The sequence below is a fragment of the Streptomyces sp. NPDC048416 genome (genome assembly GCF_043200435.1).
Taxonomy (GTDB): Bacteria; Actinomycetota; Actinomycetes; order Streptomycetales; family Streptomycetaceae; genus Streptomyces.
In genome coordinates, this window is sequence record NZ_JBICXU010000014.1 from 145,362 (window position 1) to 167,255 (window position 21,894).

Annotated in this window: 21 protein-coding genes; 9 read left to right on the top strand and 12 right to left on the bottom strand. The window is 71.9% G+C overall.

Annotated features, from left to right (window positions below):
- Window positions 1–93: 93 nt before the first annotated feature.
- The gene (gene mltG / locus ACGFW5_RS19855; protein ID WP_393835552.1) at window positions 94–921 is read left to right on the top strand and encodes an endolytic transglycosylase MltG; all 828 of its coding nucleotides are present in this window, start codon (window positions 94–96) and stop codon (window positions 919–921) included.
- Here the strand turns inward: mltG and ACGFW5_RS19860 are convergent, their stop codons facing one another.
- A complete protein-coding gene (locus ACGFW5_RS19860; RefSeq protein WP_393835581.1) occupies window positions 922–2,004 on the bottom strand; it encodes an NAD(P)-binding domain-containing protein in 1,083 nt (360 codons plus the stop codon).
- Between the two features lie 165 nt (window positions 2,005–2,169).
- Between ACGFW5_RS19860 and ACGFW5_RS19865 the strand changes: the two genes are divergently transcribed.
- The 5 genes from ACGFW5_RS19865 (at window position 2,170) to ACGFW5_RS19885 (ending at window position 6,023) form a co-directional block, all read left to right on the top strand.
- Window positions 2,170–2,592 (top strand): YjbQ family protein, encoded by a 423-nt coding sequence (locus ACGFW5_RS19865; protein WP_393835553.1) that lies wholly within the window; start codon window positions 2,170–2,172, stop codon window positions 2,590–2,592.
- A gap of 168 nt (window positions 2,593–2,760) precedes the next feature.
- Complete coding sequence (locus ACGFW5_RS19870) at window positions 2,761–3,336, top strand: toxin (protein ID WP_393835554.1); 576 nt, start codon at window positions 2,761–2,763, stop codon at window positions 3,334–3,336.
- Window positions 3,333–4,553, top strand: a complete 1,221-nt coding sequence (locus tag ACGFW5_RS19875; RefSeq protein ID WP_393835555.1) for an MAB_1171c family putative transporter — start codon at window positions 3,333–3,335, stop codon at window positions 4,551–4,553. The genes ACGFW5_RS19870 and ACGFW5_RS19875 overlap by 4 nt, the downstream gene beginning before the upstream one ends.
- Window positions 4,550–5,494 carry a DNA-binding protein gene (locus ACGFW5_RS19880; RefSeq protein WP_393835556.1) on the top strand — a complete coding sequence of 315 codons (945 nt, stop codon included), beginning with the start codon at window positions 4,550–4,552 and terminating at the stop codon, window positions 5,492–5,494. Before ACGFW5_RS19875 ends, ACGFW5_RS19880 begins: the two co-directional genes overlap by 4 nt.
- A 55-nt stretch (window positions 5,495–5,549) precedes the next feature.
- Window positions 5,550–6,023 (top strand): DUF3574 domain-containing protein, encoded by a 474-nt coding sequence (locus ACGFW5_RS19885; protein WP_393835557.1) that lies wholly within the window; start codon window positions 5,550–5,552, stop codon window positions 6,021–6,023.
- 57 nt (window positions 6,024–6,080) lie between these two features.
- Here the strand turns inward: ACGFW5_RS19885 and ACGFW5_RS19890 are convergent, their stop codons facing one another.
- The 10 genes from ACGFW5_RS19890 to ACGFW5_RS19935 form a co-directional block, all read right to left on the bottom strand.
- Window positions 6,081–6,635, bottom strand: coding sequence for a phospholipase domain-containing protein (locus ACGFW5_RS19890; RefSeq protein ID WP_393835558.1), 555 nt, complete (start codon window positions 6,633–6,635; stop codon window positions 6,081–6,083).
- 111 nt (window positions 6,636–6,746) lie between these two features.
- Window positions 6,747–7,325, bottom strand: a complete 579-nt coding sequence (locus ACGFW5_RS19895; protein ID WP_393835559.1) for a hypothetical protein — start codon at window positions 7,323–7,325, stop codon at window positions 6,747–6,749.
- Window positions 7,326–7,366: 41 nt separating this feature from the next.
- Window positions 7,367–8,272, bottom strand: a complete 906-nt coding sequence (gene htpX, locus ACGFW5_RS19900) for a zinc metalloprotease HtpX (RefSeq protein WP_393835582.1) — start codon at window positions 8,270–8,272, stop codon at window positions 7,367–7,369.
- A 5-nt stretch (window positions 8,273–8,277) separates the two neighbouring features.
- Window positions 8,278–8,445 carry a hypothetical protein gene (locus ACGFW5_RS19905; protein WP_393835560.1) on the bottom strand — a complete coding sequence of 56 codons (168 nt, stop codon included), beginning with the start codon at window positions 8,443–8,445 and terminating at the stop codon, window positions 8,278–8,280.
- Between the two features lie 17 nt (window positions 8,446–8,462).
- The gene (locus ACGFW5_RS19910) at window positions 8,463–11,333 is read right to left on the bottom strand and encodes an NHLP bacteriocin export ABC transporter permease/ATPase subunit (RefSeq protein WP_393835561.1); all 2,871 of its coding nucleotides are present in this window, start codon (window positions 11,331–11,333) and stop codon (window positions 8,463–8,465) included.
- 1 nt (window position 11,334) lies between these two features.
- On the bottom strand, window positions 11,335–13,608 hold the full coding sequence (locus ACGFW5_RS19915; RefSeq protein ID WP_393835562.1) for an NHLP family bacteriocin export ABC transporter peptidase/permease/ATPase subunit: 2,274 nt from the start codon (window positions 13,606–13,608) through the stop codon (window positions 11,335–11,337).
- Entirely contained in the window at window positions 13,605–14,411 is an 807-nt protein-coding gene (locus ACGFW5_RS19920) for an HlyD family efflux transporter periplasmic adaptor subunit (RefSeq protein WP_393835563.1), read from the bottom strand. Before ACGFW5_RS19920 ends, ACGFW5_RS19915 begins: the two co-directional genes overlap by 4 nt.
- Window positions 14,412–14,486: 75 nt before the next feature.
- Window positions 14,487–14,729: a type A2 lantipeptide gene (locus ACGFW5_RS19925; protein WP_393835564.1), complete on the bottom strand. Its 243-nt coding sequence runs from the start codon at window positions 14,727–14,729 to the stop codon at window positions 14,487–14,489.
- Between the two features lie 370 nt (window positions 14,730–15,099).
- Window positions 15,100–16,152, bottom strand: coding sequence for a chitinase (locus ACGFW5_RS19930; RefSeq protein ID WP_393835565.1), 1,053 nt, complete (start codon window positions 16,150–16,152; stop codon window positions 15,100–15,102).
- Between the two features lie 390 nt (window positions 16,153–16,542).
- Entirely contained in the window at window positions 16,543–17,019 is a 477-nt protein-coding gene (locus ACGFW5_RS19935; protein WP_393835566.1) for an Lrp/AsnC family transcriptional regulator, read from the bottom strand.
- 428 nt (window positions 17,020–17,447) lie between these two features.
- Between ACGFW5_RS19935 and ACGFW5_RS19940 the strand changes: the two genes are divergently transcribed.
- Both ACGFW5_RS19940 and ACGFW5_RS19945 read left to right on the top strand, forming a co-directional pair.
- Window positions 17,448–18,959 (top strand): UDP-N-acetylmuramoyl-L-alanyl-D-glutamate--2,6-diaminopimelate ligase, encoded by a 1,512-nt coding sequence (locus ACGFW5_RS19940; protein WP_393835567.1) that lies wholly within the window; start codon window positions 17,448–17,450, stop codon window positions 18,957–18,959.
- Between the two features lie 109 nt (window positions 18,960–19,068).
- Window positions 19,069–19,578, top strand: a complete 510-nt coding sequence (locus tag ACGFW5_RS19945; protein ID WP_393835568.1) for a DinB family protein — start codon at window positions 19,069–19,071, stop codon at window positions 19,576–19,578.
- Between the two features lie 216 nt (window positions 19,579–19,794).
- Here ACGFW5_RS19945 and ACGFW5_RS19950 read toward each other — a convergent pair whose 3' ends face one another.
- The gene (locus ACGFW5_RS19950) at window positions 19,795–21,000 is read right to left on the bottom strand and encodes an alpha/beta hydrolase family protein (RefSeq protein ID WP_393835569.1); all 1,206 of its coding nucleotides are present in this window, start codon (window positions 20,998–21,000) and stop codon (window positions 19,795–19,797) included.
- 123 nt (window positions 21,001–21,123) lie between these two features.
- Between ACGFW5_RS19950 and ACGFW5_RS19955 the strand changes: the two genes are divergently transcribed.
- On the top strand, window positions 21,124–21,735 hold the full coding sequence (locus ACGFW5_RS19955) for a TetR-like C-terminal domain-containing protein (RefSeq protein WP_393835570.1): 612 nt from the start codon (window positions 21,124–21,126) through the stop codon (window positions 21,733–21,735).
- Window positions 21,736–21,894: the final 159 nt, after the last annotated feature.

Below are 21,894 nucleotides of genomic sequence, written 5' to 3' on the forward strand. Positions count from 1 at the left end.
CCCTGTTCGTGTGTTCCCCCGCGGCCGGGTGTGAGGCACGTCGATGGCCGCCGAATGTCTGATATGCCCCTTATTCGGCGGTAGCGTGCCGCCATGAGTGAGACCTCGTACGGCCATCGGCCCCGGCTGACCCGCCGCGCCCGGCTGCTCCTGCTGTTGCTGGCTCTGCTCGTGGCGGCCGCCGTGGCGACGGTCCTGCTGCTGCGGGAGTCCGGCGCTCCGGCCAGGAGCCTCGTGGTGCCGGAGGGCTGGCGGGCCAGTCAGGTGTACGCGGCCGTCGACAAGCGCCTCGATCTGCCGCCCGGCACCGCCAAGAAGGCCGTCGCCACGGCGGACCTCAAACTCCCGGCCGAGGCCAGGGGCAACCCCGAGGGCTATCTGTTCCCGGCGACGTACCCGGTCACCGACGAGACGACGCCGGGCGCTCTGCTCGCGTACATGGTCGCCACCGCCAACCGGCGCTTCGGGCAGGACCGGCTCGCCGAAAGCGCCCGGCGCGGGGGCCTGACGGTCTATCAGATGGTGACGGTCGCCGGCATCGTGCAGGCCGAGGCCGACTCCGCGGCCGACATGGGCAAGGTCGCGCGCGTCATCCGCAACCGGCTGGACCGCGGCATGCCGCTCCAGATGGACTCGACACTGAACTACGCGCTCAACCGCTCGACGCTGGCCACCACCACCCATGACACCAGGACCGACAGCCCGTACAACACCTATGAGCACAAGGGCCTGCCGCCGACCCCCATCGGCAACCCCGGACAGCAGGCACTGGACGCGGCCGTGCATCCTGCCCCGGGCCCCTGGCTGTACTTCGTGACGGTGGCGCCCGGCGACACGCGCTTCACCGACAGCTACGCCCAACACCAGCTGAACGTAAGGGAGTTCAACGAGAACCAGCGAACGCGGAGCGGCACCGGCTGATCACACCCCGACGGGCTCGCGTGCCAGGAGCCGTGTGATCTCGCGGACCGCGGCCCGCCCCGCCCGATTGGCTCCGATCGTCGAGGCCGAGGGGCCGTAGCCGACCAGATGGACCCGCTCGTCCCTGACCGCCCTCGTCCCGTCGAGCCGGATGCCACCGCCCGGCTCCCGCAGCCGCAGCGGAGCGAGATGGCCGATGGCCGGACGGAACCCGGTGGCCCAGAGAATGACGTCGGCCTCGACGCTTCGCCCGTCCGCCCAGGCGACGCCGTGTTCGGTGATCCGGTCGAACATCGGCAGCCGGTCCAGGACACCCTTCGCCCGCGCCGCCCGCACGGCCTCGTTCAGCGGCAGCCCGGTCACCGAGACCACGCTCCTGGGCGCAAGCCCCAGGCGTACGCGCTCCTCCACCATCGCCACGGCCGCACGGCCGGCCTCCTCGTCGAAGGGGCCCTCGCGGAAGACCGGCGGGCGGCGCGTCACCCACGTCGTGTCCGCCGCCACCTCGGCGATCTCCATCAGATGCTGGGTGCCCGACGCCCCGCCGCCCACCACGACCACCCGCAACCCCGCGAAGGCCTCGGGCCCCGGATAGTCCGCGGTGTGCAACTGCCGGCCACGGAACGCCTCCTGGCCCGGAAGGCGCGGCCAGAACGGCCGGTCCCAGGTCCCGGTCGCATTGATCAGGGCGCGGGTGGCGTAGACGCCCTCGGACGTCTCGACGCGCAGCCGGCCGCCGTCGCCCTCCCGTACGGCGCTCACCTCCACGGGGCGGTGCACCCGCAGATCGAAGGCCTCCTCGTACGCCGTGAAATACGCCCCGATGACCTCGGACGAGGGCCGCTCGGCCGCCGCACCGGTCAGCTCACGGCCGGGCAGGGCGTGCATGCCGTGCACCTTGCCGTAGGTGAGCGAGGGCCAGCGGAACTGCCAGGCGCCGCCCGGCCGCGGCGCGTGATCGAGGACCACGAAGTCGCGGTCCGGGACAAGCCCGGCGTGCCGCAGATGGTAGGCGCCGGACAGACCCGCCTGTCCCGCGCCTATGACCACCACGTCCCGCTCACGCACCCCGAAACCGTTCACGGTCGTGCCAACCGCGCGGGGCGCGCGGATCTTCCCGTAGCCGTAGCCGTAGCCGTAGCCGTAGCCGTAGCCGTAGCCGCAGCCGCAGCCGCAGCCGCGCGCCGCGTCCCGGGGCCCGGTGCGGCGGTCACGCGTACCCCGGGTCCTGGCGGGAAGATGGGGGGCATGCCCGAGGCCTTCACCACCCATGTCCTGACCATCACGACCGGCTCCAGCGAGACGGTCACCGACCTGACCGGGGAGTGCGCGGACTTCCTGCGGCGGCGGGCGGCCGGCCGCGACGGTCTCCTGAACATCTTCGTGCCGCACGCCACCGCCGGTGTCGCCGTCATCGAGACGGGCGCGGGAAGCGACGACGACCTGCTCGCGGCCCTGCACACCCTGCTTCCCGCCGACGACCGCTGGCAGCACCGGCACGGCAGCCCCGGCCACGGCCGCGATCACGTCATGCCGGCGCTCGTGCCACCGCACGCCACGCTGCCGGTGATCGGCGGCCGGCTCGCCCTGGGGACCTGGCAGTCGGTGTGCCTCGTGGACACGAACAAGGACAACCCCGACCGCGAGGTGCGGCTCAGTTTTCTCGGCTGAACCCGCCCGCCGAACCCGGCCGACGGACGTCACCGGCCCGCGAGTTGACGGTGTGGCATCATGGCCGCGTCGTCCGGCCGGGGGCCGCGACACTCGACCCCCGCAGACCACACAATGGGCATTGCAACGGCCTGCTTCTCCAGACGTGGAAGGCGTGGAAGGCTCAGAATGAAGGTGTCCGGCTCCGCTTTACCGTCGCCCAAGGGCCGTCGGCTCAGGCGCCGTCTCAAAAAGGTCCGTCACCATTGTGAGGCCCTGCTCGCGGACTGGGGCATGGAGCACGGGTGCGGCATTGATGAACTGCACCGCCATCTCAGCACCCGCAACCGGCGCCCGATCCATCTCATTCCGATGCCGTTCCCGGAACGCCATCTCTTCGGTCTGTGGCTGAAACTCGACGACTTCGATGTCATCGCCTATGAGAAAGCCGCGTCCGCGTCGCACAAAGAACACATCATCGCCCATGAGCTGTCGCACATCGCGTTCGCCCATCGTGGTTCCGTGGAATTCGACCACGGCGATACGGGCCGACTGTTCAGGGATGTCGAACCGGCGGCGGTCCAGAGCATGTTGATGCGTTCCCGCTACAGCGACGACGAGGAGCAGGAGGCCGAGACCCTGGCCTCGTTGATCCTGGCTCGCGCCGCCAAGAGGTGGCTCGAACCCGCCTGGGGCGTTCCCGAGGATGCCGCGGAGATCGTCGCCCGCATAGAGAACGGCGTCGGCCACCCGGACCAGCGATGATGGACGACCTCAACGGGGCTCTTTCCTGGATATGCGCGCTGGGCGGACTCGCCGCGTTCGGCTACCGCCTGCCGGACCTGCTGCGCAGGAAGCACGACGTCGCCCTGTGGGCGCTGTGCGTCTACTTCCTGTGCTCCGGGATCAGCTTCCTGGTCGACCTGGACGCCCTGCGGGTGCACATCTCGGACCTGTTCGGCCTGCCCAACATCACCTCGCTGATCGTCCAGGTTGCCGTCGTCGTCCTCACCGCGGCTCAGCAGGTCGTCCTCGTGTACTGGTCGTCCCCGCCCGAAGCGGCCCGGCGGGGGGCCAGGCGATGGGTGCTGTTCTTCGGCGCCGCCCTGTGCGTCCTGGTGGTCGCCTCCCTCGTGGTCAGCCCGGTCGCCCGTGCCAAGACGGCCACGTCGACGATCCTGCTCAGCATCCAGGACGGCCGGTACGCGCTGTACATGTCGTTCTACCTCCTGATCTGCGGTGTGGGGCAGTTCGAGGCGGTCCGGCTCTCGCTGCGCTTCACCAAGATGGCCAACCGCCAGTGGCTCAAGGTCGGTATGCGGACCGTCACCGTCGGAGCGAGCCTCATCCTCGTGTACTGCGTGATCCGCGGCATCCAGATCGCCGGCACCCGCCTGCACTACGACGCCTCGGCCCTCGACCCCGTCCAGTGGTCGTGCGGCAGCGTCGGCGCCCTGCTCCAGATCACCGGCTGGACCATTCCGGCCTGGGGCATCCACCTCACCCGAGCCGCCGGCTGGCTGCGCAGCTACCGCTCCTACCTCCGGCTGCGCCCCCTGTGGTGGGCGCTGTGCCAGGCATCGCCGGACATCGCGCTCGACCCGCCCCGGTCCTGGGCGCGCGATCTCCTGCCGCCGCGCGATCCGCACTACAGCCTCTACCGGCGGGTCATCGAGATACGCGACGGACAGCTGATGCTGCGCACCTCGCTCTCGCTGGCCGACTTCTCCCGGGTGGCCCGCTCCCTCGGCCTTCCCGAGGACCCCACATCGCCGCTCGGCGAAGCGCTCCAGGTGCGGGCGGTCCTCAACCGGCCCGCCGACGAACGCGACGAGCAGGCCGACGCCGTCGGCATTCCGGCACGTCCGCCGTACGAGGACTTCAGCGACGAGGTGGAGTGGCTGACCCGGGTGGCGGCCTCCTTCACCGCCCTCACCCAGGGCCGGCGACCCCAGCGCGCGACCGCGGACACCCTGTCATGACACCGGCGACCCGCGAGGCGGCCGCACCCGGCCCGTCGACTTCCCTGGCCCTGCGCGGCATTCGGCATCTGGTGTCGCTCGACGCGGCGCACGGCGCGACGGCCGCGGTTCCCGCCGCGCGCGACCTCATCGGGCGCTTCCCGCAGCTGACGGCCGACCCCGCGACGCTGCGCGACCAGGACCGCGACCTGCTCGCCGCCCTCGCCGAACTGTGCGAAGTGATCGGCTGGGTCCTCTTCGACGCCGGCCTGAACAGCTCGGCCCACCGCATGAACCTCCGGGCCCTGGCCCTCGCCGAACTCTGCGGCGACCGCACGACGGCCCGTCTGGTGCTGCTCAACCACAGCATGCTGCTCACCCATGTCCGGCGCCCGGCGGCCGCCCTGGACACCGTCGCCCGGGTCACGGGGCCCCGGCCGCTGCCGAACCTGGTCGCCGCCCTCGTCCTGGTCCGCAAGGCGCACGCGACCGCCCTGCTGGGCGGCGCCCGGGAAGCCGACGCGCTCGTCTCCCGCGCCCGCGGCCGGTTCCTGGACGGCGCCTCCCGCCTGGACCCGCCCTGGGCCTGGTGGATCGACGAACCCGAACTCACCGGCCACCACGGCTGGGTCCTGGCCAGACTGCACGACTGGGACCGCGCCGTCCCCCTGCTGTACGAGGCCGCCACGACCCCCGGGCCCTCCTACCGCCATCTCTTCACCGCGAAGCTCCTCGCCGCCCTGACCGGGGCCCGCGCCTGGAGCGAGGCCGAAGGTCTCATCGCCGGCCTCGCCCCGCGCGCCGCGGGCATCGGCTCCGTACGGACGACCGAGGCCCTTACCCGCACCGCGGCCCGCCTGCGCAGCTGCGCGGCGGCGCCCGTGAACCTGCGGGACGCGGCGGCCTTCCTGCTGGAGTCCGTGCCCCCGCGCCCCGACGGCAGGGACGGCCCTTCCCGCTGAGCCCCGCCGGGCCCCATGAACCACCCCTCACCACAAGCCGACAGACAGGGACAACATGCTCCAGATCCGGGTGTCCACGCCCGCGGCCGCCGCTCTCGTGGCCGTCGTTCTCCTCTTCGCCACCGGAGGTCCGGTGTCCGAGGTCGCCTACGGCACCTCGGCCCCCTCGGCGTCAGCGGCGAAGACCGCCACCCACGGCAGCCCGTATGTGGCGACGCACCTGTACTTCGGCACGGGCCGCCACAACGGGCAGCCGCCCATAACCGACGAGGAGTTCATGAAGTTCGTCGCCGACGTGATCACGCCCCGGTTCCCGGCCGGGCTGACCATCCAGGCGGGCCGCGGGCAGTGGCGTGACAAGACGGGCAGCATCAACCGCGAGAACTCCTACGAGCTCACGGTGCTCTATCCCTCGCGCGAGGCCCGCACCCACGACCCCGACATCGAGTACATCCGGAATCTGTACTGCTCGACGTACGGCCTGGAATCCGTGGGCCGCTCCGACGTCGACGCGCGGGCCGACTTCTGAGCCGCGGCGGGTCCTGAGCGTGTGTGCCGTGCATGCCGAGGGGCACGCACGGCACGCCTACGGGAGCGCGAGCCGACGGACGACGAAGAGCATCGCGCCGAGCAGCACCAGGACCGTTCCCGTGATCAGCGAGTCGAGGTCGGTGACCGCCGCGGCACCGGCGGCCACCGGCCGGCGGCCGTCCGCGAGCGTGGCCAGGTCGCGGGGCGCGGCGCTCACGGGCGGCGCGCCGGAGGCCGGGTCCGCGCCGGCCGTGCGCGACGGGGAGGGGGAGGGCGTCGCGCAGTTCAGTACGCCGTCGACGTCCTGGCGGAAGCCGCCGGGGCCAAGGACGGTGAAGCGGTAGCTCTGGCGCTCGGCGACCGGCACCGTGATGGTCCTCGCCCGGCCGGGCTCGACCGTGACCGCCACTCCCGCAAGCTGGAAACGGAACGGCGCGTCGCCCCCGTTGCGCGCGGTGACGTCCACACCGCCCCCGGCGCAGTCGTCCACCGCGACGACGGACGGCGCGGGGCCCTTGACGGGCAGCGCGGCCGCGGTACACGCCAGCGTGCTCACGGCGGCGACCACGAAGGCCCGCCGGGCCGCGCTGTGCTTCGGTGCGTGCCTCACGAGGGTGCCCTTCGGGCCGGGGGAGGAGGAGCGCGTCAGGAACGTCCCCCAGTACGCGAACGGGCCGCCCCATGTTCAACCGGGCGCGGTCGTAAGCCCGTCGGGGCCGGGTCACAGGCCCGGCGCACCCCACACGGGGAACCAGCGGGACAGGTCGCTCTCGAAGGGCAGCTCGTCGCCGAGCACCGCCCTGATCCGCAGTTCGAGCGCGTTGTCCCGACGGTCCCCGGGCAGCGGGGCGAACGGGTAGAACGTGCCCCGCTTGTAGAGGTACACCAGGGCGAACACCTGGCCCTCCTGGTCGTGGAACCCGGCCAGGGAGCACAGGAGTTGAGGGCCGAAGCCCGCACCTTCCAGCGCGGTGTTCACGGCGTGCAGATCGCCCACGAGCGAGGTCGGATCGTCGGGTTCCCGGCGGGAGAGCAGCCACGAGTATCCGTAGGAGTCGCGGCTGAACTCGACCGGGCAGCCCTCGCGTCCAAGGTCCGCGCCCAGCAGGTCCGCGATGTCCTGGCGGATGCGGACGAACTCCTCCCCCTCCACCGTGCTGAAGCACACCGAGCCGCGGCCGGTCGGGGTGAACCCGGCGGCCGCCCGCAGGGTGACGGCGGCGGACGGCAGCGCGAACAGCCGGTCCAGGTCGGGTGCGGCGGGCCGGGTGCGGCCGAGCAGGATGTCCAGGAAGCCCATGCGCTGTGTCCTCGGTCAGAAGGGGCCGGCCGGTGTCGTGATCATGCTGGGCGCCCCAGCTCGGCGGAGATCCCGGCGAGCCGGTCGAGCCGCTGCTCCAGGGTCGGGTGGGTGGAGAAGAGCCGGGCGACGCGGCTGCCCGCGCCGAGGGCAGGGACGAAGTAGAAGGCGTTGAACGCGCTCGCGGTGCGCAGGTCCTTGCTGGGGATGCGCGCGATGTCGCCGTCGAGTTTGGTCAGCGCCGACGCGAGGGCGGAGGGGTGCCCGGTGAGCAGCGCCGCGGCCCGGTCGGCGGCCAGTTCCCGGTAGCGCGACAGTGCCCGGATGAGGAGGAAGCTCAGCGAGTACACCAGCGCCGAGACCGCCATGACGGCCGCGAGGACGGCCATGGTGTTCTGGTCGCGCCGGCCCCGGCCCCCGTACAGCTGGGAGTAGAACGCGAAGCGGACGACGAGCCCCGCGACGACGCCGAGGAACGAGGCGACGGTGATCACGGCGACATCGCGGTGCGCCACATGGGACAGCTCGTGCGCCAGCACCCCCTCCAACTCGTCGGGCTCCAGACGGCGCAGCAGCCCCGTGGTGACGCAGAGCACCGCGTGATCGGCGTTGCGGCCGGTGGCGAACGCGTTGGGCAGGTCGGTGTCGGCGACGGCGATCTGGGGTCTCGGCATGTCCGCGGTGGCGCACAGCCGGTCGACGACGCCGTGCAGGTGCGGCTGCTGCTCACGGGTCACGACGCGGCCGTGCATGGCGTAGAGGGCGACCCGGTCGGAGAACCAGTACTGCGACCACAGGACGGCCGCGGCCACCACGACCACCACGACGGCCGACTTGAGCAGCACCAGGAGAGCCCCGACGAACGCGACGTACAACAGTCCGAGCAGGAACACCGTGACCAGCATGCGGGTGGTCAGCTGCCGGTCGGGCTCGAAGCGGCTGTGCACGGCCGTCACACCCCGCACGTACCGGCGGCGCGCTCCCGCGCGAGCCGCGGGCCGGTGGCGTTTGTCCGGGCGGCCCGGGCCGGGAGCCGCAGGACGGGTGGCATGTTCCTCTTGATCATGGCGTACTCCAGGACCGTGAAGGGGTGCTCACCCTCCACCTCACCCTCCACCATGCCACCGCCGGGGCGCTTCAGAGCAGCTGCCGGCGCACCAACTCGTGCAGCTGCCCCCGGGGGTCGGCAAGGAGCTCGGCCGGCGGGCCCTGCTGGACGACGCGGCCCTCGGACATGACGATCACCCGGTCGGCGTCCAGGACCGTGGAGAGCCGGTGGGCGATCACCACACGGGTGGCATCGAGACCCCGGGTGCTCTCGGTCACGATGCGCTGGGTCTCGTTGTCGAGGGCGCTGGTGGCCTCGTCGAAGAAGAGGACGCGGGGCCGCCGGACGAGCGCCTGGGCGATCATGAGGCGCTGGCGCTGACCGCCCGAGATGGCGCCACCGCCGGAGATCATGGTGTGCAGCCCCATGGGCATCCGCTTGATGTCCTCGGCGAGCCCCGCCATCGCGGCCGCCTCCCACGCCTCCTCCTGACTGAACACCTCGGCACCGCAGATGCAGTCGAGGATCGACCCGGAGAGCGGCTGGGCGTTCTGGAGCACGACACCGCACTGGCGGCGCACGGCCGCCCGGTCCAGTGCGGACAGGTCCTGGCCGTCGTACAGGATGCTGCCCGAGACCGGGTCGTCGAAGCCGATGAGCAGCCGCAGAAGCGTCGACTTGCCGCAGCCGCTGGGCCCGACGACCGCCACGAACTCGCCCGGCGCCACCTTCACCCGGACGTCGTCCAGGACCAGCGGCCCGTCGTCGCCGTAGCGGAAGGACACCCCCCGCGCCTCGATCTCCCCCGTCAGCGTGCCGGGCTGGGTGCTGGCCCCGCGCACCTCGGGCGCCTCGTCGAGCACCGGCTTGATCTGCTCGAACATGGGCAGTACGGCGGCGGCCGAGATGAACGCCCCGGTGAGCTGGGTGACCGCGGTGAGCAGCATCGTCACGGCGGTGTTGAACGTCAGGAACGCGCCGGCCGAGAGGGAGCCGCGGGCGGGGCCCGCGAGCAGGGCGAACAGGAGGAGGGAACACAGCGGCAGATACACGGCGTTGAGGACCGTCGTCCAGTTCTTGATCCGCCCCGCCCGTTTGTGGAGTTCCCGGCTGCGGGCGAACTCGCCGGCCCACGCGCCGTAGGCGAAGCTCTCGGCCGCGGCGACCCGCAGCTTGGGCAGCCCGCGCAAGGTCTGGAACGCCTGGTTGTTGAGCTTGTTGCCCAGCTCGACCAGACGGCGCTGCCAGCGCAGTTCCCACATTCCCATGGCGAGGAACACCGCCGCGATGACGACCAGCATGGCGATCGCCACCAGCGCGAGCGGCACGCTGAAGCACAGCAGCAGCACCAGGTTGACCACGCCGACCGTGCCCGACTGCACGGCGACGGGGCCGATGCCCGACAGGACCCGGCGGATCGCGCCCACCCCCATCGCCGCACTCGCGAGCTCGCCCGTGGAGCGCCCCGCGAAGAAGGTGGTGGGGAGCCTCAACAGCCGGTCCCACACGGCGGGTTGGAGGGTGGCCTCGATGCGGCCCTCCATACGCAGGATGGTGAGGTTCTGGAGCAGGCTGAACGCGGCCGACACGATCCCGCTGACGATGACGGCCAGCGACACCTGCACGACGAGGCCGGTCTCGGCGCGGGGCACATACACGCCGAGCACCTGCCCGGTCGCGATCGGCACCAGCGCACCGAGCGCCACCGTCACCAGGCCGGCGAGCAGCAGACGGCGTACGTCGGCGCGGGTGCCGCGCAGGCTGAAGCGCAGCAACCCCCAGGCGCCCAGGGGGCGTTCGGGCAGCGGCCGGTAGAACACGACGGCGCGCCGCTCGAATTCCCCGGCGTTGCTCGCGTCCACCCGGGTGCGCCGGCCCGACACGGGGTGCACCGCCTCGTATCCGCCGCGCCGCCACAGCAGGGCGATGGGGGTGCCGCTCGTGCGGTGGCCCACCAGTGGCCCGGTGTCCTCCCGCCACCAGCGCCCGTCCAGCCGCACCGGGCGGGTGCGGACGCGCGAGCCGACCGCGATCCGTTCGACGGGGTCGATCCGGTCGCTGACCGCGCCGCCGAGCGAGGGTTCCACGAGCGTGATCCCGGCGGCGTCGGCGACCAGTCGGCAGGCGGCGTACGTGGCGTCGTCACCGGGAGCCGCCGCCCGCGACGGCGCCTTGCGGGTGCGGCCGATCGAGGTGAGCAGCGCCCGGTCGGCCGCCTCGCGGACCGCCTCTCCCGCCCTGATCCCGGCCGCCGTACGGTCCTCGTGTGCGCGCTCCATGCGCTCGATCCAGCGGTCGAGCGCGGACAGCAGCCGGTACTGCTGGTTGACCATGCCCTGCCACAGGGCGCCGTCCACGAGCAGATCGCCCGCCGCGTCGGCGCTGAACGCCGCCCCGTACTGGACACCGCCCGGCGACACCGCGAGCCACAGGTTGTCGTCGTCGGCCGCCGCCTCGCCTTCGTCGAGGGCGGTACGCCCGTCCAACGGGGCCTCGAACAGCACGCGTTGGCCGCGCGCGACGCCGAGCGAGAAGGCACGTTCCAGCAGGCTCAGGGCCGCGTCCCCGGCGTCGTACCCGCCCGGGTACGGGCCCTCGTACCCCGTCGGGCCCGGATGCCGGTACAGCTCGCGCAGCGGGATGCGGCGCAGCACGCACTCCCGCAGGGGGCGCCCCACCAGGGTGTGGCGCGGCCCCTGAACGGGCCCGAGGAGGAGCGTGCCGGGTTCGAGACGGCCCAGGAAGTGCCAATGGCCGCCCTCCGCCGCGTCGACCGCGAACAGGTCGAGGGCGCCGCTCACCACCCGCCACAGCACCTGGGGGCCTTCGAGCGAGAAACCGGGCAGTCCGGCGCAGTCGATGTGCTGCCCGAGCCCCGAGAGCGCGTCGTCGACGGCGTCGTGACCCGGGGTGATGCCGTGGCCCGCGGCGGGGTGGGCGAAGGGGTGTGCCGAGGTCACCTCAGTGCTCCCTGACCAGTTCGGCGTAGGCTCCCGCGGCCGCGACGAGCTCTTCGTGGCGGCCGCGCTCCACGACGGTCCCATGGTCGAGCACCACGATCTCGTCGCTGTCGCGGACCGTGCTCAGACGGTGCGCGATGACCACACAGGCGCAGCCGCGGCGGCGCAGATTGTCGATGATGACGTGCTCGGTCTCGGCGTCCAGGGCGCTGGTGACCTCGTCGAGCACCAGGATGCTGGGCCGGCGCACCAGTGCCCTTGCGATCTCCAGGCGCTGGCGCTGGCCACCGGAGAAGTTGCGTCCGTCCTGCTCGACCCGGCTGTGGATACCGCCCGGGCGGCGCGCGACGACCTCGTACAGGGCCGCGTCCTTGAGGGCGGTGACGACATCGTCGTCCGGGATCGAGGGGTCCCACAGCGCCACGTTGTCCCGCACCGTGCCCTCGAAGAGGAAGACGTCCTGGTCCACGAAGGAGACCGACGCGGCGAGCGCCCCGCGCGGAATGTCCTCAAGGCGCTGCCCGTCGATGCGGATGGTGCCCTCCCAGGGTGCGTACAGACCCGAAATGAGCCTGGACACCGTCGACTTGCCGCTTCCCGAACCGCCGACGAGTGCCACCTGCCGGCCGGGCCCGACGCTCAGCGAGAACCCGGTGAGCAGCGGCTTGTCGAGCGGGCTGTAGCCGAAGGTGATGTCTTCGAGCGTCACATGCCCCTTGAGGCGGCGGGTGCTCGCGGGAGGCTCGGGCCGCGCGTGCAACGCGTCCACGGGGAAGTTCTCGACGTCCTTGAGCCGGGCCACGTCCGCCGCGAAGTCCTGGATCCGGCCCGCCACCCCGTTGAGCCGGGTGACCGGTGCGGTGAAGCGTGTCACCAGCGCCTGGAACGCGACGAGCAGGCCGATCGAGAGGTGTCCCTCCACCGCCCGCAGCCCGCCGATCCACAGGATCAGCGCACTGTTGAGGGTGGCGAGTGCGGGGGCGACGATGCCAAGCCAGGCGCTCGGCACCCCCAGGCGCTGCTGTTCTTCGAGGGTGGTGGCGTGCTGTCCGGCCCAGCGGCGGAAGAAGCCGTTCTCGCCGCCGGTGGCCTTCATCGTCTCGATCAGCTGGAGCCCGGTGTACGAGGTGTTGGTGAGCCGGGCGCTGTCGGCGCGCAGCTTCTGTGTGCGGGTGGCCCGCAGCCGGATCACGATGCGCATCGCGACGACGTTGAGCAGCGCGATGCCGACCCCGATGATGGTGAGCTGCGGATCGTAGGTCCACAGCAGGAAGGCGTAGAGCAGCACGACGACGCCGTCCACGGCGGCGGCGGTCACATCGCGCGCCAGGGTCTCGGCGACCGCGTCGTTGGACTGGAGCCGCTGCACGAGGTCGGCGGGGCTGCGCTGGGCGAAGAAGGTGACCGGCAGTCTCAGCAGGTGCCGGAAGAAGCGGGCGCTGCTGAGCGTGGAGGAGATGATGCGTCCGCGCAGCAGGTTGGCCTGCTGGAGCCAGGTCAGGACGACGGTGAGCGCCACCATGGTGCCCATCGCGGCGAACAGGACGCCCAGGAGCGAGTCCTGATGGCCCATCAGGAACAGGTCGATGTAGGTGCGGCTCAGCGCGGGCAGTGTCGCGCCGACGGCCACCAGGAGCAGGCTGGCGAGCAGGGAGACCAGCATCGTGCCCGTGGTGCCGCGCAGCCGTGCGGGCAGCGCGCCGAGAACACCGGGCTTGCGGCCGCCGGGCCGGAAGTCGGGCCCGGGCTCAAGGACCAGCACGATGCCCGTGAAGCTGGTGTCGAAGTCCTCCGGCGTGACGAACCTGCGGCCCTTGTCCGGGTCGTTGATGTGCACGCCCCTGCGGCCCAGCCGGCGGCCCGTGCCGTCGTACACGACGTAGTGGTTGAACTCCCAGAACAGGATGGCGGGCGCCTTCACCTCGGCGAGCGCCGCCGGTTCCATCTGCATGCCCTTGGCCGTCAAGCCGTAACCGCGCGCCGCCTTCAGGATGTTGCTCGCACGTGAGCCGTCGCGCGAGACGCCGCAGGCGATGCGCAGTTCCTCCAGCGGCACATGGCGTCCGTGATGGGCGAGCACCATGGCGAGCGAGGCGGCGCCGCACTCCAGGGCCTCCATCTGGAGCACGGTGGGGGTGCGCACGCGCTTCGGGGCCGGCGGCGCGGGAGCGCGGCCGCGTGAACGACGGCCGCCCGCAGGCGGGTTGGCCCTGCGACGGCCGTGCCCGGTGGACGGGAGCCGCGGGGCGGGAGGCGCTGGGTGGGGTGCGGTCACGGAAGCAGCCAATCGAGGGGACGCCGGTCGGCCAGGTGGACGGTGCCGGTGGCCGGGGTCATGGACTCCACGGCGAACGGCGGGCCGTCGGCCGACGACCATCGGTAGCCGGATGTGGTGGCGGTCGTACGGTCCAGGCGCACCAGGACGCCGACCGGCCTGCCGTGCTGCGAGAACTGTTCGGCGAGCTGGCCGTCGCCGAGGAAGCCGGCGATCTGCTCGCGGGTCTGCGGCGCCCTGCCGACCGCGGCCACCCGGCCGCGCAGCACCCCGTACCGTTCGGCGGGGACGGACTGCACGGTGAGGTCGACCCGGGCGCCCACGGGCACGGCCGCCCCGCTGTCACCGGGCACGTACAGCATGACCACCAGGGGGTCGTCGGGGCCGCCGGTGCGCTCCACGCTCGCCACGTTCGCGCCGGTGGCGACGACCGAGCCGATCGTGGCGGCGAGGCCGGTGAGGCGTCCCGCGGCGATCGCGCGGACGATCCGGTCGCCCTGGGCGGTACGCACCTTGAGCAGCGGTGCGTCGGCGGCCAGGGCCTGGCCCTCCTTGGCGAACACGCCGGTGATCTGACCCGCGACCGGGCTCTGCAGGACGTAACTGCCCTGGGCGTGGGTGAGGATGCCGGGCGCGTCGATCGTGGCGGCGACCGAGCCCTTCACGGCCCAGAGGCAGGCGGCGGCCATGACCATCACCGTGACCAGGAGAACGAGCCTGCCCTGAGGGCGTACGAAACGCACCGGCAGGTCAAGTTCCTCCGGCGACTGCAGTTGGGAAAGGGCCTGTTGGCGAAACTGCACGGAACTCTTTCCTCGCCCGTGAACCATCGGCAACGAGCCCCGGAACCGAGGGGGTTCCGGGGCTCGAACGCCATCTCAGAGACCGGCGACGAGACCGGTGGCCAGGCCGGTGACGGCGCCGGTGTTCACACCGGTGACCGAGCCGACGAGACCCGTGACCGAGCCGACGATGCCGGAAACCGGCAGCACGGAGTCGGCGGTGCCGGTCACGTTGCCGAGCGCGGTGCCGACCAGGCCGCCGGACACGTTGTCCAGGTCGGCGTCGGAGATCTCAAGGGTCTCAACCTGAGCGTTGTTCATGTGAGTTCTGCCTTTCATGGGGACATTTCCTATCGGGAACACCGTGCCGGTGCTCCCGCAGTGGCCAGGATCAAAACACGCCGACCGCTTGCGCAGCCAATCGTCGCGGCACTGATCAGGGCATGTGCAGTGCGGTGAAATGGCAGTGCGTGCAGGAATGTTCATCATGTGGGGGCAGATTCTTCACGAGTTTCACAGAGCGAATTCCTGGTGTCCGCACTTCTCCGTTCCCCGGTGTTCCCCGGCGCCTCCCAAGTGGGACACTCCCGCCCCAAAGCCCCGGGCCCCGGCGCGGGCCCGGGGCCGGTTCGCTGCCTCGGTGACGGGTCTGCGCACGCGATGTGCAGGTTCTCGGAAGGTGTCCCTCCGCTTGCCTGTGAGGCACGGTTCAGCGACCCTGCAACGCCCTGACGTTGTCGCCGAACGTCCAGCTCTTCGAGCCGTCCCAGTTGAGGGACCAGGTCATCAGGCCCTTGAGCCCGCCGCTGTAGGCGCGCCACGCCTGGGACACCTGGCCGGGTGTCAGATAGCCGCCGCCCGCGCCCGGTTGGGCCGGAAGCCCGGGCGCCTGTTTGTCGTAGGGGACCTTGACCGTGACGCCCTGGACGACGAGACCCTTGTCGAGGCAGGTGGTCTGCGCGGTGAACCCGGCGATCGTCCCCGCCTCGTAGGCGTCGCCCGAGCAGCCGTACATGCTGCCGTTGTAGTACTGCATGTTGAGCCACCACAGCCGGCCGTTGTCCGCGTACTTCTTCACGATCGGCAGGTACGCGCCCCAGATCGAGCCGTAGGTGACGCTGCCGCCGGTGACGTACGCGGTCTCCGGCGCCATGGTCAGGCCGAAACCGGCCGGCATCCGGGCGAGGACGCCGTCGATGATGCGGATCAGGTTGGCCTGCGACGGCGACAGGGTGTTGATGTTCCCGCTGCCCACCAGGCCGGTCTCGATGTCGATGTCGATGCCGTCGAAGTTGTACTGCTTCAGGATCGGCACGATCGTCGCCACGAAACGGTCGGCGACGGCGCTGGAGCCGAGGTCGATGCCGGCCGCGGCCCCACCGATGGACATGAGGATCGTCTGGCCGGACGCCTTGGCCTGGCACATCTCGGCGGGCGAGGCCACCTTCACCGTCGCGTCCATGCCGTCCTGCCACAGGACGGTGCCGTCCGAGCGGATGACGGGGAAGGCGGCGTTGATGACGTTGTATCCGTGATCACGGATGCGGGGATCGGTGACCGGGATCCAGCCCAGGGGCGGATGGACGCCGTTGGAGGCGCCGTCCCAGTTCTCCCAGTAGCCCTGGAGCACCTTGCCCGAAGGCCTCGACTTGACCGCGCAGGTGTCCGCGAGCGGTGCGCCGGGCGCCGCGGCCACCGGGGCCTGTGCGGCGAGCGCCAGCACCAGGCCGGCTCCCAGCAGACGTAACGTACGACCGATCATGCTGTGCTCCTTGCCTCCGGGAGCGCCGCAGGAGCGGGGCGCGGCGGCCCTGGACCGTGGGGGGACCTCACGAGGTGCGAGGGGGTGGCGCCCCACACCGTAGATTGGTCCAGACCTGCCGTCAATCACCGTGCCGGGTAAGGGAATTCTGGATCGCGGCGTCGATCTCCCGGTCGTGTCACGGGAGTTCGGGATTCCGTCGGCAGGCAGGTATCCCGCGCGGTGCGATGCCGGCTCGCGGCGGCGTGCCCGTGGGCGACGAGTGCGGACGGCGGGTGTGGAGGGCGAGCGTGGGTGGCGAGTGCGGACGGCGGGTCCGGTCCGGCCCGGCCCGCGCTCCTGGGGGCCGCGCGGGTCCCGCTCGGTCCGGCCCGCGCCCCTGGGCGTGGCTCACTTCGCGGCGGCGCGCCCCACCGACTCGACCAGCGGCAGCAGCCGGTGCGGCACCCGCTCGCGCAGCGCCACCTCGGTACGGGTGCGCACGACACCCGGGAGCCGGATGAGCCGCTGGATGACGTCTTCCAGGTGGGCGTTGTCGCGGGCCGCGACCCGGGTCAGCAGATCGCCGCCGCCGGTGATCGAGAACGCCTCGATGATCTCGGGCACCGCCGCGAGCTCGTCGCCGACCTCGTCGAGGTGGCCCTGGGTCACCTCGATGTGGACGAAGGCGAGCACCGGGTGGCCGAGGGCGGCGGGGGAGAGGACCGGACCGGTGCCGGTGATCACGCCGTCCCGCTCCATCCGGTCGAGCCGCGCCTGGAGCGTGCCGCGCGCGACGCCGAGGATGCGCGCGTACTCACGGACGCTGGTGCGCGGCTGCTCGATGAGCAGCCGCAGGATCCGGGTGTCGAGCGTGTCCACGGTCATGTCTCCCAGCTTCCCTTCTGGCCCGGGTGCAGGACTCCTCACCGTACCAATGGTCCAGCAAAATAGGCTCGGGCTGTGCCATCGTCGCAGCTGTCGCGGGGCGGGAGGCGGGCTCGGGTGGGCCGCCCCGGCCGCCGCCGGGCGTAGGATCACGCCGAGTTGAGTGGCGTACCGCCGAGCTGCCGTGCCGCCGATCTCGACACCGCGTGAGTACGGCGCGCTTCCCCGTACGGTTCCGCTCCGGGCCGCCCCGCCTTGTCGCGCCGGCCGCCGACGTCCCGATTCCGGATCGCGTCGGCCCTCTACCGCACGATCCCCGACCGTCGGGCGCCCGGCCACGGGCGCCGGACTGCCAGGTCCATGGTCATCACCGCGGCGTCCGGCCCGTCGCTCAGACGCGCCGGCCGACCGCCATCGAGGGGACAGCTATGCAACTGAACGAGCTGCTGAACGGGTACGGCCACCAGGTGCTCCAGGGCGACACCGCCACGGTGATCAGCGCGGCGCCCACCTTCGACGCCCACCGCGTGACCCCCGGCGCGCTCTACTTCGCAGCGCCCGGACACCTCGAAGGCGGTCCGCCCGGCGTGGCGCGTGCCGTGGCACTCGGCGCGGCCGCCGTCGTCGTCGAGGGCGAGGACACGGCCCCGGCCGCCGACGGCGTGTGCGTCGTACGGGTGCCGGACACGCGCGTGGCGGCCTCGGCCCTCGCGTCGCGCTACTACGGCGAACCCGGCCGCGCGATGGACATCGTGGCGGTCACCGGCACCAACGGCAAGACCTCGGTGTCGTACATGGTCGAGTCGGTCCTGCGCATCGCCGAGGGCGCACGGGTCGGCGTCATCGGGACCTCGGGCAGCCGCATCGGCGACGTTCCTGTTCCGATGCCGCACTCGGTCCTGACCACACCGGAATCGCCGGACCTGCACTACCTGCTGGGATACATGCGCGACCGGGCGACGGGCAGCGTGGTCCTCGAAGCCACGTCCATGGCGCTGCTCACGCACCGGGTCGACGACGCCCACATCGACGTCGGCGTCTTCACCAACCTCACCCAGGACCACCTCGACGACCACGGCTCGATGGAGAACTACGGCAACGCGAAACTGAGGCTGTTCCAGGGCCTGTGCCGCCGCGCCGTGGTCAACGCCGACGATCCGATGGGCGCCGTCATCCAACGGCTGATGCCGGGCGACGCGACCACGTACGCCCTCGACGCCGCGGCGGATTATCGGGCGGACGACATCGTCATGGACGCATCCGGCAGCCGGTTCACCCTGCACCACCAGGGACATGTGTACCCCGCGGCGATCCCCGTCCCCGGGCGGTTCTCCGTGTCGAACGCACTCGCCACCATCGCCGCCTGCCACCAACTCGGCCACGACCTGGACGTACTGGTGGGGGCGCTGCGGCTGATGCCGCCCGTCCCGGGGCGGTTCGAGCGGCAGGTGACGCCGCGTGGGACCTCGGTGATCGTCGACTACGCGCACTCCCCGGACTCGCTGGAGAAGATCCTCACCGCGATCCGTGGCTTCGCGACCGCCCGGGTCATCACCGTGTTCGGCTGCGGCGGCGATCGCGACACCACCAAGCGCGCGGCCATGGGCGAGATCGCCGGACGTCTCTCCGACCTGTGCGTCCTCACCTCGGACAACCCGCGCACCGAATCCCCGGAGGTGATTCTCGATCAGATCGCCGCCGGGGTCGCGGCGACCGGCACCCCCTGGGAGCGCATCGCCGACCGACGCCGGGCCATCGCCTCGGCGCTCGCCGCCGCGGGACCGGACGACGTCGTCCTGGTCGCCGGAAAGGGCAGCGAGCCGCATCAGATTGTCGGGGACACGCTCGTGCCCTTCAGCGACATGGCCGTCGTACGCGAACTCGCCCAGGAGGCCGCGCGGGCACCCGCGCCGGTGGCGGCGCCCGGCACCGGCGGCTGAACGGCCGTTCCTCGGCCCGCCCGTGCGGATGGCGCCGAACAGGGCACGCGTGGGGCGCCGGGCGGTGCGACGACGCCCGGCGGCCGGATCGAGGAGAGAGGATGGGCGGATGAATATCGCAGAGGTCGTGGCGGACGCGTTCGGACGCGTCCAGGAGGAAGTGCACGCCGTCGTCGAGGGCCTGTCGGAAGAGGAACTGGCGTTCCGGCCCGACGGCGAGGCCAATTCGATCGCCTGGCTGGTGTGGCACCTGACACGGGTTCAGGACGACCATGTGGCCGGCGCCGCGGGCCGGGACCAGGTGTGGACCACGCGGGGCTGGGCCGACCGGTTCGGCCTCGCGCTGGGCGAGGAGGAGACCGGCTACGGACACACCGCCCAGCAGGTGGCGGCGGTCCGCGACGTCTCCGCCGAGCAGTTGACCGGCTACTACGACGCCGTCCACGAGCAGACCCTGTCGTTCGTGCGGGGTCTGGACGGCGCCGCACTCGACCGCGTCGTCGACGAGCGGTGGACCCCGCACGTCACGCTCGGCGTCCGCCTGATCAGCGTCATCGCCGACGATCTTCAGCACGTCGGGCAGGCGGCGTATGTACGAGGCCTGTTGAAGCGCCGTTGACCCGGACCCCGCGCTTCGGCGGGGCCCACGGTGGCTGCGCGGGCTCGGACGGCGCCGCCCCGGCTCACGGCCGGCTCCGAGGACCGGGCCCGGCCCGGGCGGGTCGGTGCGGTCGCGGCCGCCCGCCGGGTGCCGTGCGGATCCGGCCGGCTCCGAGGACCGGGCTCGGCGCGGCGGGTCGGTGCGGTCGCGGCCGCCCGCCGGGTGCCGTGCGGATCAGGAGGCGGCCAGGGCCGTGTCGAGCCAGTCGAACATCACCTGGTGGGCGCGGTGGAAGGCGCCCACGTGGCAGTGCTCGCCCGCGCCCTCGGCGTCGGACATCGTGACCAGAGTGGCCGGCGCGTTGACGAGTCGTTCCGCGAGCAGATGGGGCTGGCCCTTGAAGAACTGGTCGTTCTCGGCGTCCAGGACCAGGGTGGCCGCGATGACCTTGTCGGCGTGGCCTGCCAGGGAGTAGGCCCCGGCGCGGCGCACCAGGTCCGCGTAGGAGTGCGCGCCCAGAGTCCATACGCCATTGCGCAGGGCCCACCGCATCTGAGTGCTGGTGGCGGCCCCGGCGGCCAGGGCGGCGTTGGCCTCCTCGTCGCAGCCTTCCTCGATCCAGGCGATGATTTCGGGCGTCATGGCGCGCTCGAAGGCGGCCGCCATGTCGAGGACGCCGTCGTCGAGGATCAACGCCGCCACGCGGTGGTCGTAGGCGGCGGCACGGGTCACGAGATAGCCGCCGAGGCTGTAACCGAACAGCGTGATGCGGGCGGCGTCGATCTCGGGCCTGGTCAGCGCGTAGTCGAGGACCGGAGAGATCACTGCCTCCCAGTCGGGGCGGAAGACGAGCTTCTGCTCGCGCAGCGCGGCACCCTGCCCGGGTCCGTCGTAGGCGAGCACGTTGTAGCCCCGGCGCAGGGCCGCGGCCGCGATGACGAAGTAGGCCTCCTCCGCCGTGGAGTCGTAACCGTTGGTGTAGATGACGGTGGGGCGCGGGGTGCCGCTGTCGTCCACGAGGAAGAGATAGCCCGGCAGGGTGGTGCCCTCGTACGGGATGGCGACGGTCTCGACGGGTGAGTCCAGGAGCGCGGCGGCCGCGACGAAGGTGTGCCGCGAGCGGGTCGACAGCAGGGCCGCTTCGGGATCCGTGGCGGGCGCATCGCGCAGGAAGAACTCCGCGGTGCGGTAGTAGTTCGACGCCCGCAACAGCGCCTCGCGGGCGCTCACCCGGTGACCGGCCGCGAGTGCCTGCTCGCCGATCGCCGCCACGTGCTCGGCGGTCGCCTTCCAGGACCGGTGCCAGCTCGGCTCGTCGCCGTCGGTGATGTCGCGGGCGGTGGCGAGGATTTCACCGAGGTCGGCGCCCTGGTAGGCGGTGAACCCGGCGGCCCGCAGGGTCTCGAAGGAGAAGGACTCGTCGTCGAAGAGGAATTTCATGTCAGCCGTCCATCCGGTGGATCGCGTCGGAGCGCTACACGAGACGGTCCCGTTCCGTCTCGGGTAAAGCCTAGGGTGCGTCTAGCCGAGACGCAACCGTTCCGGCTTGGTTAAGCTGGGGGCATGAGTGAGGGAGCTACGACCAAGTCACCGCCGGAGCGGCGCGCCGCGGGCGGCCCCGTCCTTCAGGACGAGGTCACGCGAGCGCTGACCGCCGCGTTTTTCGAGGAACTAGCCGAGACGGGGTATGGCCGCCTCGCGATGGAGGCGGTCGCCCGGCGGGCCGGCGCGGGAAAGGCGGCGCTCTACCGCCGGTGGCCGTCGAAGCAGGCCATGACCGTGGCGCTGGTGTCCCGGGCGGCCACCGCCGGAGCCGTTCCCGACACCGGCTCGCTGCACGGCGACGTACGGGAGTTCTTGCGCGGCTGGATCACCGCGCTCGGCCACCCGCTGGCCGGCCGCGTCATCCCGGACCTGCTGGCCGAGGGTGCCCGCAACGACGAGCTGGGCCGGGCCCTGCTGTCGACGGTGCGCGACCCCCGCCGGGAACAGGCCACCGAGGTCCTGCGCCGGGCCGTCGAGCGCGGCGAACTCCCGCCCGAGACCGACATCGAGCTGAACCTGGACTTTCTCGGGAGCCCGGTCTACTGGCGAATGGCCGTGGTTCATGGCCCAGTTGAGGAGGACTACCTGGAACGCGTCACCGCGAAGATCGTGGCGGCGCTGACGGCGTGATCCGGCGCGCCCCGGGTGCCGCTCGCTCCGCCTGCCTGTCTCCCTGTTTTCCCTCTCCGCCTGCCTAGACGAGTCATTCCGATGTGATCAGTGGTCGTAAGCGATCAGTGACCGCGTGATGGGCTGGCGGGTCTTGTGGTTGTGCCAGATCGCGGCGGC